The organism is Winogradskyella sp. 3972H.M.0a.05 (genome assembly GCF_040493455.1).
Classification (GTDB): domain Bacteria; phylum Bacteroidota; class Bacteroidia; order Flavobacteriales; family Flavobacteriaceae; genus Microcosmobacter.
On sequence record NZ_JANFDA010000002.1, the window covers coordinates 89,657 to 104,710 of the forward strand.

Genomic DNA, 15,054 nt, shown 5'->3' on the forward strand with positions numbered 1-15,054 from the left:
TTAATTGATGTACTGATTAATTCCAAAACTCTTCAGCTTGCGCTTCTAATTCTTTCACTCTTCTTTCAACGAAAGATTTTTCTTTTTCGTCCCTTAAGTAATATTCAGGGTAATATAAATACCATTGATTTTCTACTTTAATAATTTGAGGAATTTCAAAATAATATTTTTCGCTCTTATAGCTCATTTCAACAGTCAAATCAGCCCAATCACCAATAATAGTCCTTCCAAAACTACCGTAACTTTTTATTTTCTTTAACTCAAAATACATTGTATCAATAGTCGCGTCCACTATCTCAAATCCCTTATCTCTACTCATTATTTCTAATATAAAACCCGCTCTAACTAAAAAATTCTCCATTCTATCATCATACTTGTTTTTTAGCTTCCTATAAATAGCCATTGTGTCATTTTCTTTTGGATTATATTTAATATTATCCAAAAAGAGTTTTTTCTGCTTTTCTAATGGAATAGCTATATCTAAGTATTTTGTAGTATCTCTTTCTCTAAGAAACTTTATGACTGACTTGGCAATATCGAGAGGCGTATTTTCTGGCTCATCAACTATATTTATTAAATCGGATGATTCTTTCTTATCATTACAATTAATTAATGACAAGAAGCAAAAGAATAATAATATCTTCTTCATTGATTATTTAAATTCACCTAATGAGTACAATCAAGAAATGTAGCCTAGTACTGATTAATAGGATACATAAAGTACTCCACTAACTTATACTTCAGATCATTGGCTTCATTAATCTCGTAAGTCAAGAAGATTTCTCCCCAATGCTTTCCGTCGGTAAAATTAGCAACAATCCATTTGTGATTTAGCAATCGTATCTGGTTAATGAGCATCTTACTATCTGTCATAGATACAAAAGGCACGATAGGATGATCATCTCCCTCATAATTATTGAGCTTCATGAGCTCATCCTTAATTACAGGGATTAACTGATCTGTCTTATAGCCTTGGCTTTCAAAATAACTCAATGCATCTTCATTATTGTCTATGTTGAAGTTAGACATTTCCAAAGCCAAATCGGCCATTTGCATGATAGAGTCTTGGTAAGCTCCTTCTCGCTCTTCAAGTTTAGCAATCTTCTTTTCATATCCTTCTAAGATATTCTTTGAGTTTACAAACTGAAAGATGATGAGAAGTAATGCAAAAATGAACAGATACATAAAGATTCTACTTTTCATAAGCTATAATTTAAATTTTGATTTGAAGGTTATCGTAGGCTAAAAAAACGTTTTCAGGAAGCTTTTGTTGTACGTCATCATGAAAACCTAGTAAATGAGAGATGTGTGTTAGGTAAGCTTTTTCGGGTTTTACTTTATCAATAAATGCTAGAGCTTCTTCTAGATTAAAGTGAGATATGTGAGGTTCTTCGCGAAGCGCATTCACAACTAGCACTTTTAGATTACTCAATTTAGCAGCTTCAATATCGGATACAGTTTTCATATCCGTGAGATATGCAAAGTCACCGAATCTAAATCCCAATACTGGTAATAAGTGATGCAGTCCTTCAACAGGAATCACTTCAAGATTCCCTAAAGTAAAGGGCATATTCTCTATTTCATTCTGAATGATTTCAGGAACTCCAGGATACTTAGGCTCAGAAGTAAAGATATAGTCGAAACGACGTTCCAATGCCCTGAGCACTCTTTTATGTGCATAGATTGGAAAATCTCCCTGACGGAAGAAAAAAGGCCGTATATCGTCTAATCCTGCCGTATGGTCTGCATGTTCATGAGTAAATACAATCCCATCTAATCGCGAGCATTTGGCATTGAGCATTTGTTGTCTAAAATCCGGACCGCAATCTACCACAAAAGCATAGTTATCCCATTCTATCAAAACAGATACCCTTAGTCGTTTATCCTTCGGGTTATCACTTAAACAAACAGGATGATCACTTCCAATAATTGGAATGCCTTGAGATGTTCCAGTACCAAGAAAAGTAACTTTCAAAAGCATGTTAAGTTTACCACAAAAGTAAGTTTATTTTTTTGTTTGCTTACCTAATTTAATACCTTTGTAATAGGGATTAATAACTAAATCTATCATGGAGATTACGCTTAAAGGCGACAAGGAAATTATAAACATTCCATCACTGAAGGATAAAGCACTTCGTATAAACCTTAACGAAAATATTTATGGAACCTTTGCAGAAATAGGCGCAGGACAAGAAACTGTACGTCAGTTCTTTAGAGCTGGTGGCGCTTCTGGAACTATCGCAAAGACCATGTCAGCTTACGATAAAGACTTTAGTGATGCTATATATGGTATTGAAGATGATAAGCGTTATGTGACCGAAGCTAGGTTGCGTAAAATGCTCAATCATGAAATGAGTCTGATTGAAAAACGAATCACTCGAGACAAGCATCCAAATAAAATATTCTTCACCTATGCCAACACTGTGGCTACGATTGATTTCGCAAAGAAATTTAAAGGTCATGGTTGGGTCGGTATTAAATATCAGATAGAACCAGATCAGGATTATAATGATATTGTACTGCATATTCGCTTTAAGGAGAATGATGCGAGATTACAGCAAGAGACCTTAGGTAAGCTAGGTACTAACCTAATCTATGGTGCATTTTATAAGTATAATGAGCCAAGAAAACTATTACGTTACCTATACGATCATTTAGATAAAGATCAATTAGAGATTGATACCATTAACTTCTCTGGACCAGTATTCGAGGATGTTGACAATCGTTTAATGAGCTTACAGCTTGTAAAGAACAACATGACTGATGCCGTAATGTTTGCACCAGATGGTAATAACGTACTACCTGCACGTGTACTTTACAAAAAGAATATTTTAGCGCTTAGAGGAAGTTTTAGACCAGTTACTAAAGTAAATATGAACATGTTCCAAAAATCTTTTGACATGTTCGTAAAGGAAAATAGAGTTGATCCTGAGAAAACACAAGTAGTATTTGAGATTACGCTTTCTAATTTGAGAGCTGAAGGTGAAATCGATGAACAAGACTTTATGGATAGAGCGGAATTGCTTTGTTCTTTAGGTCAAACTGTTTTGATTTCTAACTTCCAGGAGTATTACAAACTCGTTGAATACTTCTCACAATATACTAAGAGCAGAATGGGATTGTCTATGGGAGTCAATAACCTCGTAGATATATTCGATGAAAAATACTATCGTCATCTTAGTGGTGGTATCTTAGAAGCTTTCGGGAAACTATTCTTTAAGGATTTGAGAGTATACCTCTATCCTATGCAAAACGATGATGGTACATTAACTACCAGTGAAAACCTGAAGGTACACCCAAGAATGAAAGAGCTTTATAAGTTCTTTAAATACAATGGTAAGGTAGTTGACATCAATGAGTTCGATGACACTATTCTCAATATCTTCTCAAGAACCGTATTAAAGATGATTGCCAATGGCGAAGATGGTTGGGAAGATATGCTGCCAGAAGGTGTGGCTAAACTAATTAAACAGAAGAGTCTCTTTGGTTGCGAAACCGAAGAAGTGATTCATAAAGAATAAAAAAAGCGACTTAAAAAGTCGCTTTTTTTAATCAAACAGTTTCAAGTATTTGATCTGTATGTATTTTTGATTTTACTTTATCAATAACGCGATCAATGATCCCCTCTTCATTTATGATAAAAGTGAAACGATGAATCCCGTCAAACTCTCTTCCCATAAATTTTTTAGGCCCCCAAACTCCAAAAGCATTGATTACTGCTTTATCAACATCTGCAATAAGCGGATATGGAAAATTGAACTTCTTTTTAAAATTTGATTGTTTTCTTTGAGTATCTGCACTAACTCCAATGATTTCATAACCTGCCTTTTGTAACGTGCTATAGTTATCACTTAAGTTACACGCTTCTACTGTACAAGTAGGCGTATTTGCTGCAGGGTAAAAGAAAACAACAAGTTTCTTCCCTTTATAGTCAGCCATTTTAATAGTATTTCCTTGCTCATCTAAGGCGATAAAATCTGGAGCTTTGTCACCTGCTTTTAATGTATTCATATTCGCTATTTTTGTTTCTGCAAAGATACAACCTATGACCAAGTTAGAAAAAGTAGATTTTGTTATAAAAACCTTAAACGAGATTTATCCTGAAATTCCTATTCCTTTAGATCATAAAGATCCTTATACATTACTTATTGCGGTGCTAATGTCTGCGCAAAGTACAGATGTAAGAGTGAATCAAATTACACCGCTCCTCTTCGAAAAAGCCGATAACCCTTATGATATGATAAAGCTTTCGGTTGAAGAAATTAGAGAAATCATAAAACCAGTTGGGCTTTCACCTATGAAAAGTAAAGGCATACATGGACTCTCCCATATCCTCATTGACAAATATAATGGTGAAGTTCCAAGGACTTATGAAGCCCTTGAAGCCTTACCGGCCGTTGGTCACAAGACAGCCGCTGTAGTGTTATCACAAGCTTTTGGAATTCCAGCATTTCCTGTTGACACACATATTCATAGACTGATGTATCGTTGGAATCTTAGTAATGGCAAAAATGTTGTTCAAACTGAAAAAGACGCCAAGCGATTATTCCCAGAAGAACTTTGGAACGACTTACATCTTCAAATCATATGGTATGGTAGAGAGTATTCTCCTGCCAGAGGTTGGGATTTAGATAAAGATATTATCACAAAAACTATAGGAAGAAAATCTGTAATTGATGATTATTACAGAAAACGAAATAAATAGTGTATTTATTGAAATATCAACAATAATTACATTCAATTTTTACGGTTTATAAACTCCCTAGAATAGAGATGATGTGTATATTTCGGGCATCTAACAAAAGGTAACATAGAATGAAAAAGGTTTTATTTTGGTTCTTACTTTTTCCAATGTTTCTTTCTGCTCAAATTAATGAGAGTGATACGCTAAGCCTTAAAGCCAGACTTTCGCTTACAGGTTTTTGGCAAGGTGGCAATGTGGACACCTTCATATTCAGAGCAAATTCGGATTTGAGTTTTATTCCATGGAAAAAATGGGTGTTCAAAACTAAAAATTCATATGTCTATCAGGAGTTTGGAAAGGAAAAAGCAGACGAGGACATTCTAAGTCTTAACTTTCTATACATTAATCCACAGAAAAGATTTTACCCGCAACTATTAGGATTTGTAAGCACCAATTTTAGGCGAGAAATAGACTTGAGGTATTTGGTAGGTGCCGGAGTTACTTATCAAGTTCTTAATAAAGAAAAGAATTGGCTTAAGTTTTCGCTTACTAGTGAATACGAACAGACGGACTTCAAACAAGCTAGCTTTAACCGAACTGAATACAACGGGGATTCATCCATTAATACATTTAGGGCTACACTTTGGATTAATGGGAAATATCATGTATTCAAAAACAAAGTGATTCTGAGTCATGAGAGTTACTTTCAACCTTCATTAGAGCAGAGTAATAATTTCCGTTGGCAAGCAGATCTGAGTTTAGAACTACCTGTTTGGAAGTTTTTAAACTTTAAAATCAATTACCTACATACTTTTGAAAGTATCGTAATTCTGGGACAAGAGCGAGAGGATCAGTTTTTGACCTTTGGATTTACTATAAAGAACTATTAAGAGATGAAGTATAAAAAGCTCATTAAATGTATTCTTGCACTATCATTTCTTATAATGATGGGGTGCAAAAACTACTACAATGACTCAATTGCATGGATGGATAACCTTGAACCAGGTTTAAGTGTTGAAGATACTCAAAGATTACAGCCCAATTACTTAGAAATAGATTGGAAAACACCATTAAAATTCGAAGATGAAATATGGTATATGGTTACTGATATTAAAGGCAGTAATGATCCTTTAGGGATGTCACACTTCTTGGTGTTTGAAAACAATCAATATAAATACAGAGAATCAAAGAAATAAAAAGAAAAAAGTCCTGATGGGCTATATCAGGACTTTTCTACTTAATTTAGAAGTGCTTCAAACTTCAATTTATTACAATGTATAACACTTAAAGCCTTAGAGTAATTCAAAAGAAAATCTACAGTTTCTTTTTTTGGGTTCAGTTGTTTTTTCGATTTTGGGGGTTGAGAGTAAAGTTTTGCCATTTCAATTATTTATGGGTTAGATATTATTGAAACGACAACTTTATTACTTTATTGCATCAGTTTGTCAAAATTATATTATTCTGCTCTATAACCTTACGCAAATTAATCAACGCATAACGCATTCTACCCAATGCTGTATTAATACTAACTCCCGTTCTTTCAGAGATTTCCTTAAAGCTCATATCCTGGTACATACGCATAGTTAGTACCATCTTCTGGTCTTCAGGCAATTCTTCAATTAAGCGTCTTACGTCATGTTCAACCTGAGACTTAATAATCTTTTTTTCAGCATTTAAGGAAGAATCACTTAGCACAGAAAAAATACTAAACTCACCAGAGTTATCGAACTTTGGCATCCTGCTATTTCTTCTGAAGTGGTCAATAACCAAGTTGTGGGCAATACGCATAACCCAAGGCAAAAACTTACCTTCTTCATTATACTTCCCTCCTTTTAAGGTTCTGATAACTTTAATGAAAGTGTCTTGAAAAATATCTTCAGTAATATCCTTATCAAAGACTTTAGAATAAATAAAACTGAATATCTTTTGCTTGTGTCTGTGGATTAAAACAGATAAAGCATTTTCGTCGCCATTGATGTAGTTTGAAACCAACACTGCATCTGTGATAAGTTCTTTTTTCATAATCATTACTTTAGGGCCAACGCTCCAAACGTTGTAGGGGTTAATAATCTAAAGTAATGTTACTGTATACGCAGTGTTTTTTAATTGAATATGTCTCAAATATAACAACAATCATTCCGAAAAAACAAAATTTCGACTAAAATTTTAACATTTTTTTCTGTAGAAAACCATTTTTTCAGCTGAAATTCAAATGGTATCTTTGCTGAATTATTTCTTTAAAACATCAATGAAAATCAACGTTTTAAACGCTAACCCAAAGCAAAATATTATCATTAAAGGTGCAAACCTTCATAATTTGAAGAATGTAGACACTGTTATTCCCAGAAATAAACTCGTTGTAATTACTGGATTATCGGGTTCTGGAAAGTCTAGTCTTGCTTTTGACACCTTATATGCTGAAGGGCAACGACGCTATGTAGAAAGCTTGTCGAGTTATGCACGTCAGTTCTTGGGAAGGCTCAATAAACCAAAAGTTGAATTCATTAAGGGGATAGCTCCAGCTATAGCCATAGAACAAAAAGTAAACTCAACCAATCCGCGTTCTACAGTTGGGACTACCACAGAAATTTACGATTATTTAAAACTTCTTTTCGCAAGAATTGGTAAGACCTACTCTCCTATCTCTGGAGAATTAGTGAAAAAACATCGTGTTACTGATGTCTTAGATTACATAAAGTCTTTTGACGAAAACGAAAAGTTACTCCTGCTTTCTCCTATAATTCTTGAAGAAGGTAGAAGCATGGAAGATAAACTCAAAGTCTTATTACAGCAAGGTTATGCAAGGGTAAAACAAGGAGACACCGTTTACAGAATTGAACAAAGCATAGAACACTTGGATGGTTCTGAAGTGTTTTTGGTGGTTGATAGAGTTGTAGTAAAGAAAGATGAAGACTTTTTCAATCGGTTAGCAGATGCTATTGAGACTTCTTTTTTTGAAGGCAAAGGCTCTTGTATTGTAGAATCGCTTTCAAATAGTAAACAGCAGCAATTCAATAATAAGTTTGAATTGGACGATATGGTTTTTCTGGAGCCCAATGTGCATTTATTCAGCTTTAATAATCCTTATGGTGCTTGTCCTAAGTGTGAAGGCTACGGTGATGTTATTGGTATCGATGAAGATTTAGTAATCCCTAACACTGGCCTGTCTATTTATGAAAATGCTATTTTTCCCTGGAGAGGCGAAAGCATGAGTTGGTATAGAGATCAGTTGGTTAACAATTCACATAAATTTGACTTTCCAATTCACAAACCTTTCTTTGAGCTTACGGATGAGCAAAAACAATTGGTTTGGGATGGTAATGAATATTTTGAAGGGCTAAACGGCTTCTTTGCTGAGTTAGAAAGTAAGGCATATAAGATTCAGAATAGAGTAATGCTGTCTCGCTACAGAGGTAAAACCAGATGTAATGTCTGTAACGGGAAACGCTTACGAGAAGAAGCTAATTATGTAAAAATTGGTGGTGTCACCATTACAGATTTGGTAGAGATGCCACTAAAGAATCTTGCTAGTTTCTTTAAGCAATTAGAGCTTAATGACTATGATACAAAAATCGCAGATAGACTTCTCAAAGAAATTAATAACCGTTTGAGTTTCTTATCCAATGTAGGTCTAAGTTACCTTACGTTAAATAGACGTTCTAACACCCTTTCGGGAGGTGAAAGCCAACGTATCAACTTAGCGACATCGCTTGGTAGTAGTTTGGTTGGCTCCATGTATATTCTAGATGAGCCAAGTATAGGCTTACATCCAAAGGATACCGAAAAGCTTATAAAAGTGCTCAAATCTTTAAGAGACTTAGGAAATACTGTCATTGTAGTTGAGCATGATGAAGACATCATGAAAGCAGCTGATGAGATTATTGATATAGGTCCTGAAGCAGGAACATTTGGTGGTGAAATTGTTGCTACAGGTAGTTTTGATGATATCTTAAAATCGGATTCGCTCACAGCACAATATCTAAATGGCAATCTAGAAATTGAAGTTCCTCAAAACAGAAGATCTTCTAAATATCATATTGACATTGTTGGTGCACGAGAAAATAACCTCAAGAATATCGATGTTACGTTTCCATTGGAAATGCTGACAGTGATTACTGGTGTTTCAGGAAGTGGGAAAAGTACATTGGTAAAAAAGATACTGTTTCCAGCGATTCAAAAGAAACTAACTGGTTTTGGAGATAAAGCAGGTCAGTTTACGGAGTTAAAAGGAAACTTCTCTAATATCAAACACGTAGAGTTTGTCGATCAAAATCCAATAGGTAGATCGTCACGTTCCAATCCTGTAACCTATGTTAAAGCTTATGATGATATCAGAGCTTTATTTGCTTCTCAAAAGCTTAGTAAGATTAGAAATTACCAAGCCAAGCATTTTAGCTTTAATGTCGATGGTGGTCGTTGTGAGACGTGTAAAGGTGAAGGTGTGGTCACTATAGAAATGCAGTTTATGGCTGATGTTCATCTTACTTGTGAGACGTGTAATGGTAAACGCTTCAAAAAGGAAGTTCTAGAGGTTAATTTTGAAGGAAAAAATATAGACGACATTCTTAATCTTACTATTGATGAAGCCATCGCATTCTTTGACGCATTCAAGCAAACAAAGATCAAAAACAAATTACAGCCACTACAAGATGTTGGTTTAGGGTATGTCACGTTAGGACAAAGTTCTTCTACTCTTTCTGGTGGTGAAGCGCAACGTATAAAATTAGCATCTTTCTTAGGAAAGGGTAGCAAAAGCGAAAATGCCTTATTCATCTTTGATGAACCTACAACTGGCTTGCATTTTCATGATATCAAAAAGCTGCTAAAATCTTTTGAAGCACTCATAAACAAAGGGCATTCAATTATTGTCATAGAACACAACCTCGAACTTATAAAGTGTGCCGATCATATTATAGATCTTGGGCCCGATGGTGGTGAAGATGGAGGTCAGCTAATTGCTTTTGGGACTCCAGAAGAGATTGTAACAAATGATGATTCTGTCACTGGGACGTATTTGAAAGAGAAGTTACCTGCCTCGCTCTAACCTATCTTTTACAAATTCAACTTTTGTCTTGCCATGAGGGCTTGGTAAACCTTCCTCATTGAGATTTACCATCGTTACATTCTCAACCGTAAGTATAGTTTCCCTTGTCATCATGTTACGTGCTTCACAACGCATTGTTAATGAGGTTCTACCAAACTTGGTCACTTCCATACCCAACTCTACGATATCCCCTTTTTTTGCAGAGCTCATGAAGTTAATCTCAGATATAAACTTAGTTACAATCTTAGAGTTTTCAAGTTGAACTATGGTGTATAAAGCAGCTTCTTCGTCTATCCATTCTAGGAGTCTTCCTCCAAATAACGTTCCGTTTGGGTTTAAATCTTCAGGCTTAACCCATTTTCTGGTATGAAATCTCATAGTTTCCGTTTTTGTAAAGATTATCAATTCTCACGAAATACAAAAGTCCGTTAATCTTTTTGTAAAGTTTTCTTAATCAAGAAGCTAGTAAAATCATTCTGGTTTAACTTTAAGCTAAACTCAATCAAATCAGTCAATCCAAATGAAAACTGTTGCGCTTTTATTATTATCCCTTATTACCACTTCCTGTATAGAATCCCAAAACAGAACTAACGACACTGCCAGAGTTGGAGATCCCTGTGAAAGTTGTGAAGCCATCTATGAATATGGTGATAAATACCTTAATGCTGTTGATACGATTCAAAGCTTTAGAAAGCTTGGAACTCCTATAAAAGTTAGTGGTAGAGTCCTCAAAAAAGATGGAAAGACACCTGTTAGTGATGTAATCTTATATATCTATCACACAGACGACAAGGGTATTTATCCAAAATCTAGCTCACCTAGAGGCTGGGAACGACAACATGGCTATCTAAGAACCTGGTTAAAAACTGATAAAGACGGTAACTATACACTCTATACATCGAGACCTGCATCTTATCCTAACTCTTCGGTACCACAGCATATTCACATCACTGTAAAAGAACCAAACTTGAATGAATACTATGTCGAGGATTTCTATTTTGCTGATGATCCTAACATCACAAGAAATATCTTAAACAGAACCAATGCTAGAGGCGGTTCTGGGGTAATCCAACTTAAGCAAAATGGTGACTTATGGGAAGCAGAACGAGATATTATTCTTGGGTTGAATATTCCTAACTATCCAAATTAGAACAAAGTATCTTGTTTAGGGTTACCCATTTGAGGTATCGTTAATTCACATCCCAAGGCTAGATTGAGCTTTTTTATAAAATGAGCCGACAACAAAGGTGATGCTTTCTCAATATTTTGGTGTACAAAGAAGTCAATTTCTTTAATGCCTTGCTCCTTCCACTCTTTTAGTCGCTCCACCCAATCGTCTAGACGATCGTAATCACTTTGATGATTAGCACCAACATAGCGCACAAAGGCAGTAGCATTGGTTAATCGCATGTGCATTATATCTCTTCTACCAGCTGTATCCACAATAACATTAGAAATATTGTTCGCCTCTAAAAGCGCATACAATTCCTCAGCAACTGTAGGATCATTGTACCAATTAGTATGTCTAAACTCAATAGCCAGAGGCACTTCTTTTGGCCACTGTTCTACAAAAGTTACAACGCGATTAAAGTCCTTGGGTGCAAAGTTATTATGCATCTGCAAGAACAATGTTCCCAGTTTTTCTTGGAGGTTAGACGCATTGTACAAATAATGCTCAACAACTTCCTTAGTTTCGTTTAATCGCTTCCAATGGCTAATCTCTTGATTGAGCTTAGGAAAGAACTTAAATCCCTCAGGAGTTTTCTCATTCCATTTTGAAAATTGTTCAGCAGGGAAAATTCTGTAAAACGTAGCGTTCAACTCAATAGAGTTAAACTGCGTAGCATAATGCTCTAATTCGTCTTTAGTTCCTCTTGGGTAGAATCCCTTTAGATCTGCCCTATTCCATTTGGCACAACCAACAAAGACTTCAGGCTCATTGTCATCTTTTACTTTATTCAATACGCGTTTGGTGTCCGGATGGTCAGCAGGCAACGTAAAATCTATTTCTTCAGGATTATCTACACTTCCAAATTTCATGTTCTAAGTTTTCAATAAATATAAGTAATAAAAGTATTGTTAATAATGCAGTTGATAAGTAAAGTCCGACAGATTGATATAAGATAATGAAATCGATAAATTTAATCTCAAATCTAATTCACATGAACCGCGAAAACGACCTCAAACGTATTCGTCCAGACTATTTAACAACTTCCATTAATGAGTATATGTCTGACGATGAACGCTTTCAAAATTTAGTTCTTAGACCAATCATAAAACTTCAACACGAATTATTAGTTGAGGTTTTCAGAAACTATATCAGAAAGCATAAGAATGTCTTTTACGATTTGACTCTAGAGAAGCGCATTTCATACATTGAGAATGCTATTCATAAGGACATGAAATTCCGTAACTCCCTAAAAGGAATGGTTATCGGCATGTTTACTGTTGAAGAATATGTTACGTATATAGAGAACTCTTCAGCATTAAACAAGCGTATGATGACCATCGTCAAAGAACGATTACTGAGTCACATTCAATTGTTTGAACGCCCTGAAGTTCTAAAAGCCGTTTAAATTTTAATACCACTTTAACATTAACGTAAAATAATTGAATTAATTTTGAAACGTTCATTTCAAATAAAATGCCAAAAGTAGAAGTTTTCGATAGAGCGTTAGTATTAAACCAGGTGACTGAGGTATTCCACCTCAAAGGTTACAATGCGACCTCTATGCAAGATATTGTAGATAGCACTGGTCTTAATCGATCTAGCATATACAATTCATTTGGGAATAAAATGAATCTATTTTTGGAGTGCTTAAAGACCTACAGAGATGATCATAATCGTTCGATGTCTAAATTATTTCTAAAAGCTGAAAACCCATTAGATGCTATCAATATACTCTTTGAGTTTTACATTAATGAAATTTCTAAAGACACTGACAATAAAGGCTGCTTAATTTGCAATTGTATTTCTGAGATGGCCAATCAGGATGAAGCAATTGTGAGTTTCTTGATGCAAAATCAAGTACAAATGCTTAATATTCTTGAAGACCTTATCAATGAAGGACAAACTCAAGGTGTTATAAATAAAAAGCAACAACCAAGAGATTATGCTTATTATCTTCTATCTTCTTTACAAGGTATGAGAACTACTGGTGTTCTATTAGAAAAGGACGCGCAGTTAAAGACAATAAAAACTGCGATTATTCAAACTATATGTTAATTTTTTTTAATTCATTTTGAAACGATTGTTTCAAATAAAAAACAAAAAGACAATGAGCAAATTAAAAGACAAAGTTGCAGTGATCACAGGTGCAAATAGTGGTATTGGGCTTGCAACAGCAAAACGATTCTTGGCAGAAGGTGCTAAAGTAGTTATCTCTGGACGTAGAGCTTCTGCTTTGGAAGAAGCTACTAAAGATTTAGAAGGTGATTTTATAACAGTAGTAGCAGATGTTTCAAAACCTGAAGACAACGTAAACCTTATAAAATCTAGTGTTGAGAAATATGGAAATATAGATGTGCTGTTCCTAAATGCAGGTGTAGCGCCAATGGCACCAATTGATGCAGTTACTGAAGCACACTATGACGAGGTATTCAATATTAACGTAAAAGGTCCAATACTCGCTACTAAAGAAGCGCTGCCTTACATTAATGAAGGAGGAACCATACTCTTTACAAACTCAATAGTACATCAAAAAGGTTTTGATAATCTTGGTGTGTATTCAGCAAGTAAAGGCGCATTGAGAGCTTACTCGAGAGTATTGACCAGCGAATTGAAGCCTAGAGGTATCCGAGTGAATTCTATAGCTCCTGGACCAATAGAAACACCTCTTTACAATAAAATGGGCTTGAGCGAAGAACAAATAAATGAGCTAGGCTCTGGATTTGCACAACAAGTTCCACTTGGTCGATTTGGGACTTCCGAAGAAATTGCCAATACAGCTTTATTCTTGGCGTCAGACGAAGCTTCTTATGTCAATGGTATTGAAATAGAAGTAGATGGCGGACTTAGCCAAGTATAATTGGTGCGTTTTTGATTGATTAAAGCTGGTCTTGCAAGACCAGCTTTTTTATTAGGGATACTTGACCTAAGTGATAGTAACTATGCTCTATGATGCCTTCTATGTTTCTTTGATAAGTTCCATATTTTTCATCTACAAAAACAGCATTAAGCTGTTCTGTTGACATCTGTTCTACATGCGATGCAAATGCTTTGGAATTATTGAATAGCCTAGTTTTCAAGGCTTCCCAGTCAAATTCGGAGGTTAATTCTGGAAAGTCAAAACTATATTTATCCCTAATCTCTAAATCACCACCTTTGAATACATTCAGAACGCCTTCAATATAGTAGTTGATATGGAACGTTAGCGCAGCAATAGTATTTAGATTGCCTACTTTTTTTGTAGCCTGTTCTAGATTTATATCTTCAAGTAGATGTTTGTAATTGGTATTGGCTATCCATCTCCCATTGAGAATCACTTCTCTAAAGCGGTTAGCTAGTTCAACAGAGGTTTTCATCTTAGCACATGATTATTTTTATCAACAACAGTCCCAGTAAAAATATGCTTTTGAAAAATCTTTCTTAATCAAATTATCTTTACTAATGAAAATATGCGCAAGTCCACTATCTCCGAACATAATATGATCATCAACATCTATTTGTAAAACTTGGATATCATCCTGACTTTCTTTGCCATAACCTCTTGGGTCATACTGAGTAAATTCTGCGTAACCACCTATTTTATGACCCATTGCATTAAAATACTCACTGAACTGCTCTTCTTGATCGTCACTTAAACCTTCAATAAAGTCCCAATAGTCATTCTCATCAAATAAATAATCAAATTGTGAATCTTCAGATCCACCCTTATCGATTACTTTTTCAAAAGAAAGCTGGTGTAGCTTATAAATGGGAATGTCTTCGTAGTCTTCCATTTTTAGGAATGAAAAATCTTCTATATACTCATTAGTTAGTTCTTCTTCTGAATGATAGATCACCGCAACATCCTCTTCATACCAATCAGTAGGGGATAAAAAAAGCTGCAGAATACCTTTTTCTGGAAAAAATTCAAGATGTGGTACTTGTTCAAAATTTATTTGAGCAACCATTATCATTGCTTTTCCGTTCTTGTCCTTAGGATATTCTCTGTCTTTAGGGAAAAAAGGGAATCCTAGAAACTTACTTTCCTTCAAACTCAAATTATCTTCAAGTAGCTTTTCCTTTCTTGGTTTAGCATTTATACGAACACTCTCTCTTTCATACTTCTTCAAGTCTGATGCGTACTTCATCAAAAACTCTGGAATCATAGTAATTAAATTT

The 15,054-nt window shown here is 35.0% G+C and carries 18 protein-coding genes; 9 read left to right on the plus strand and 9 right to left on the minus strand.

What is annotated here, in order from left to right:
• Positions 1-16: 16 nt before the first annotated feature.
• Genes NCE97_RS03820 through NCE97_RS03830 form a run of 3 tightly spaced genes read right to left on the minus strand, consistent with a single transcriptional unit; the run spans position 17 to position 1,975 of the window.
• A complete protein-coding gene (locus NCE97_RS03820) occupies positions 17-649 on the minus strand; it encodes a hypothetical protein (protein ID WP_353777562.1) in 633 nt (210 codons plus the stop codon).
• 44 nt (positions 650-693) lie between these two features.
• Positions 694-1,203 carry a hydrolase gene (locus NCE97_RS03825; protein ID WP_353777564.1) on the minus strand — a complete coding sequence of 170 codons (510 nt, stop codon included), beginning with the start codon at positions 1,201-1,203 and terminating at the stop codon, positions 694-696.
• Between the two features lie 10 nt (positions 1,204-1,213).
• Positions 1,214-1,975, minus strand: a complete 762-nt coding sequence (locus tag NCE97_RS03830) for an MBL fold metallo-hydrolase (RefSeq protein WP_353777565.1) — start codon at positions 1,973-1,975, stop codon at positions 1,214-1,216.
• Positions 1,976-2,069: 94 nt separating this feature from the next.
• Between NCE97_RS03830 and NCE97_RS03835 the strand changes: the two genes are divergently transcribed.
• Positions 2,070-3,521: a TonB-dependent receptor gene (locus NCE97_RS03835; RefSeq protein WP_353777566.1), complete on the plus strand. Its 1,452-nt coding sequence runs from the start codon at positions 2,070-2,072 to the stop codon at positions 3,519-3,521.
• Between the two features lie 31 nt (positions 3,522-3,552).
• On the opposite strand, the gene bcp is transcribed toward NCE97_RS03835, so the two are convergent.
• Complete coding sequence (gene bcp / locus NCE97_RS03840; protein ID WP_353777567.1) at positions 3,553-4,011, minus strand: thioredoxin-dependent thiol peroxidase; 459 nt, start codon at positions 4,009-4,011, stop codon at positions 3,553-3,555.
• 34 nt (positions 4,012-4,045) lie between these two features.
• Here bcp and NCE97_RS03845 point away from each other — a divergent pair, with 34 nt between their 5' ends.
• The 3 genes from NCE97_RS03845 to NCE97_RS03855 all read left to right on the plus strand — a co-directional run bounded on the left by NCE97_RS03845 (position 4,046) and on the right by NCE97_RS03855 (position 5,880).
• On the plus strand, positions 4,046-4,705 hold the full coding sequence (locus NCE97_RS03845) for an endonuclease III domain-containing protein (RefSeq protein WP_353777568.1): 660 nt from the start codon (positions 4,046-4,048) through the stop codon (positions 4,703-4,705).
• Positions 4,706-4,815: 110 nt separating this feature from the next.
• Positions 4,816-5,574 carry a DUF481 domain-containing protein gene (locus NCE97_RS03850; RefSeq protein WP_353777569.1) on the plus strand — a complete coding sequence of 253 codons (759 nt, stop codon included), beginning with the start codon at positions 4,816-4,818 and terminating at the stop codon, positions 5,572-5,574.
• Between the two features lie 3 nt (positions 5,575-5,577).
• Positions 5,578-5,880, plus strand: coding sequence for a hypothetical protein (locus NCE97_RS03855; protein ID WP_353777570.1), 303 nt, complete (start codon positions 5,578-5,580; stop codon positions 5,878-5,880).
• A 241-nt stretch (positions 5,881-6,121) separates the two neighbouring features.
• Here the strand turns inward: NCE97_RS03855 and NCE97_RS03860 are convergent, their stop codons facing one another.
• Positions 6,122-6,706 (minus strand): RNA polymerase sigma factor, encoded by a 585-nt coding sequence (locus NCE97_RS03860; RefSeq protein ID WP_353777572.1) that lies wholly within the window; start codon positions 6,704-6,706, stop codon positions 6,122-6,124.
• A 226-nt stretch (positions 6,707-6,932) separates the two neighbouring features.
• Here NCE97_RS03860 and uvrA point away from each other — a divergent pair, with 226 nt between their 5' ends.
• Positions 6,933-9,728 carry an excinuclease ABC subunit UvrA gene (gene uvrA / locus NCE97_RS03865; protein ID WP_353777573.1) on the plus strand — a complete coding sequence of 932 codons (2,796 nt, stop codon included), beginning with the start codon at positions 6,933-6,935 and terminating at the stop codon, positions 9,726-9,728.
• On the opposite strand, the gene NCE97_RS03870 is transcribed toward uvrA, so the two are convergent.
• Positions 9,711-10,106 (minus strand): acyl-CoA thioesterase, encoded by a 396-nt coding sequence (locus NCE97_RS03870; RefSeq protein WP_353777574.1) that lies wholly within the window; start codon positions 10,104-10,106, stop codon positions 9,711-9,713. The two genes, uvrA and NCE97_RS03870, sit on opposite strands and share 18 nt — an antisense overlap.
• Before the next feature lie 142 nt (positions 10,107-10,248).
• Here NCE97_RS03870 and NCE97_RS03875 point away from each other — a divergent pair, with 142 nt between their 5' ends.
• Entirely contained in the window at positions 10,249-10,878 is a 630-nt protein-coding gene (locus NCE97_RS03875; RefSeq protein WP_353777575.1) for a dioxygenase family protein, read from the plus strand.
• On the opposite strand, the gene NCE97_RS03880 is transcribed toward NCE97_RS03875, so the two are convergent.
• Positions 10,875-11,768 (minus strand): DUF72 domain-containing protein, encoded by an 894-nt coding sequence (locus NCE97_RS03880; RefSeq protein WP_353777576.1) that lies wholly within the window; start codon positions 11,766-11,768, stop codon positions 10,875-10,877. The two genes, NCE97_RS03875 and NCE97_RS03880, sit on opposite strands and share 4 nt — an antisense overlap.
• A 122-nt stretch (positions 11,769-11,890) precedes the next feature.
• On the opposite strand from NCE97_RS03880, the gene NCE97_RS03885 reads away from it, so the two are divergent.
• From NCE97_RS03885 to NCE97_RS03895, 3 genes are all read left to right on the plus strand, one after another.
• Positions 11,891-12,304, plus strand: a complete 414-nt coding sequence (locus tag NCE97_RS03885; protein ID WP_353777577.1) for a glyoxalase — start codon at positions 11,891-11,893, stop codon at positions 12,302-12,304.
• 68 nt (positions 12,305-12,372) lie between these two features.
• The gene (locus tag NCE97_RS03890; RefSeq protein ID WP_353777578.1) at positions 12,373-12,954 is read left to right on the plus strand and encodes a TetR/AcrR family transcriptional regulator; all 582 of its coding nucleotides are present in this window, start codon (positions 12,373-12,375) and stop codon (positions 12,952-12,954) included.
• A gap of 52 nt (positions 12,955-13,006) precedes the next feature.
• On the plus strand, positions 13,007-13,756 hold the full coding sequence (locus NCE97_RS03895) for an SDR family NAD(P)-dependent oxidoreductase (RefSeq protein ID WP_353777579.1): 750 nt from the start codon (positions 13,007-13,009) through the stop codon (positions 13,754-13,756).
• Positions 13,757-13,775: 19 nt separating this feature from the next.
• Here NCE97_RS03895 and NCE97_RS03900 read toward each other — a convergent pair whose 3' ends face one another.
• Positions 13,776-14,252: a DinB family protein gene (locus NCE97_RS03900; RefSeq protein WP_353777580.1), complete on the minus strand. Its 477-nt coding sequence runs from the start codon at positions 14,250-14,252 to the stop codon at positions 13,776-13,778.
• A gap of 21 nt (positions 14,253-14,273) precedes the next feature.
• Positions 14,274-15,041: a YwqG family protein gene (locus NCE97_RS03905; RefSeq protein ID WP_353777581.1), complete on the minus strand. Its 768-nt coding sequence runs from the start codon at positions 15,039-15,041 to the stop codon at positions 14,274-14,276.
• Positions 15,042-15,054 lie beyond the last annotated feature (13 nt).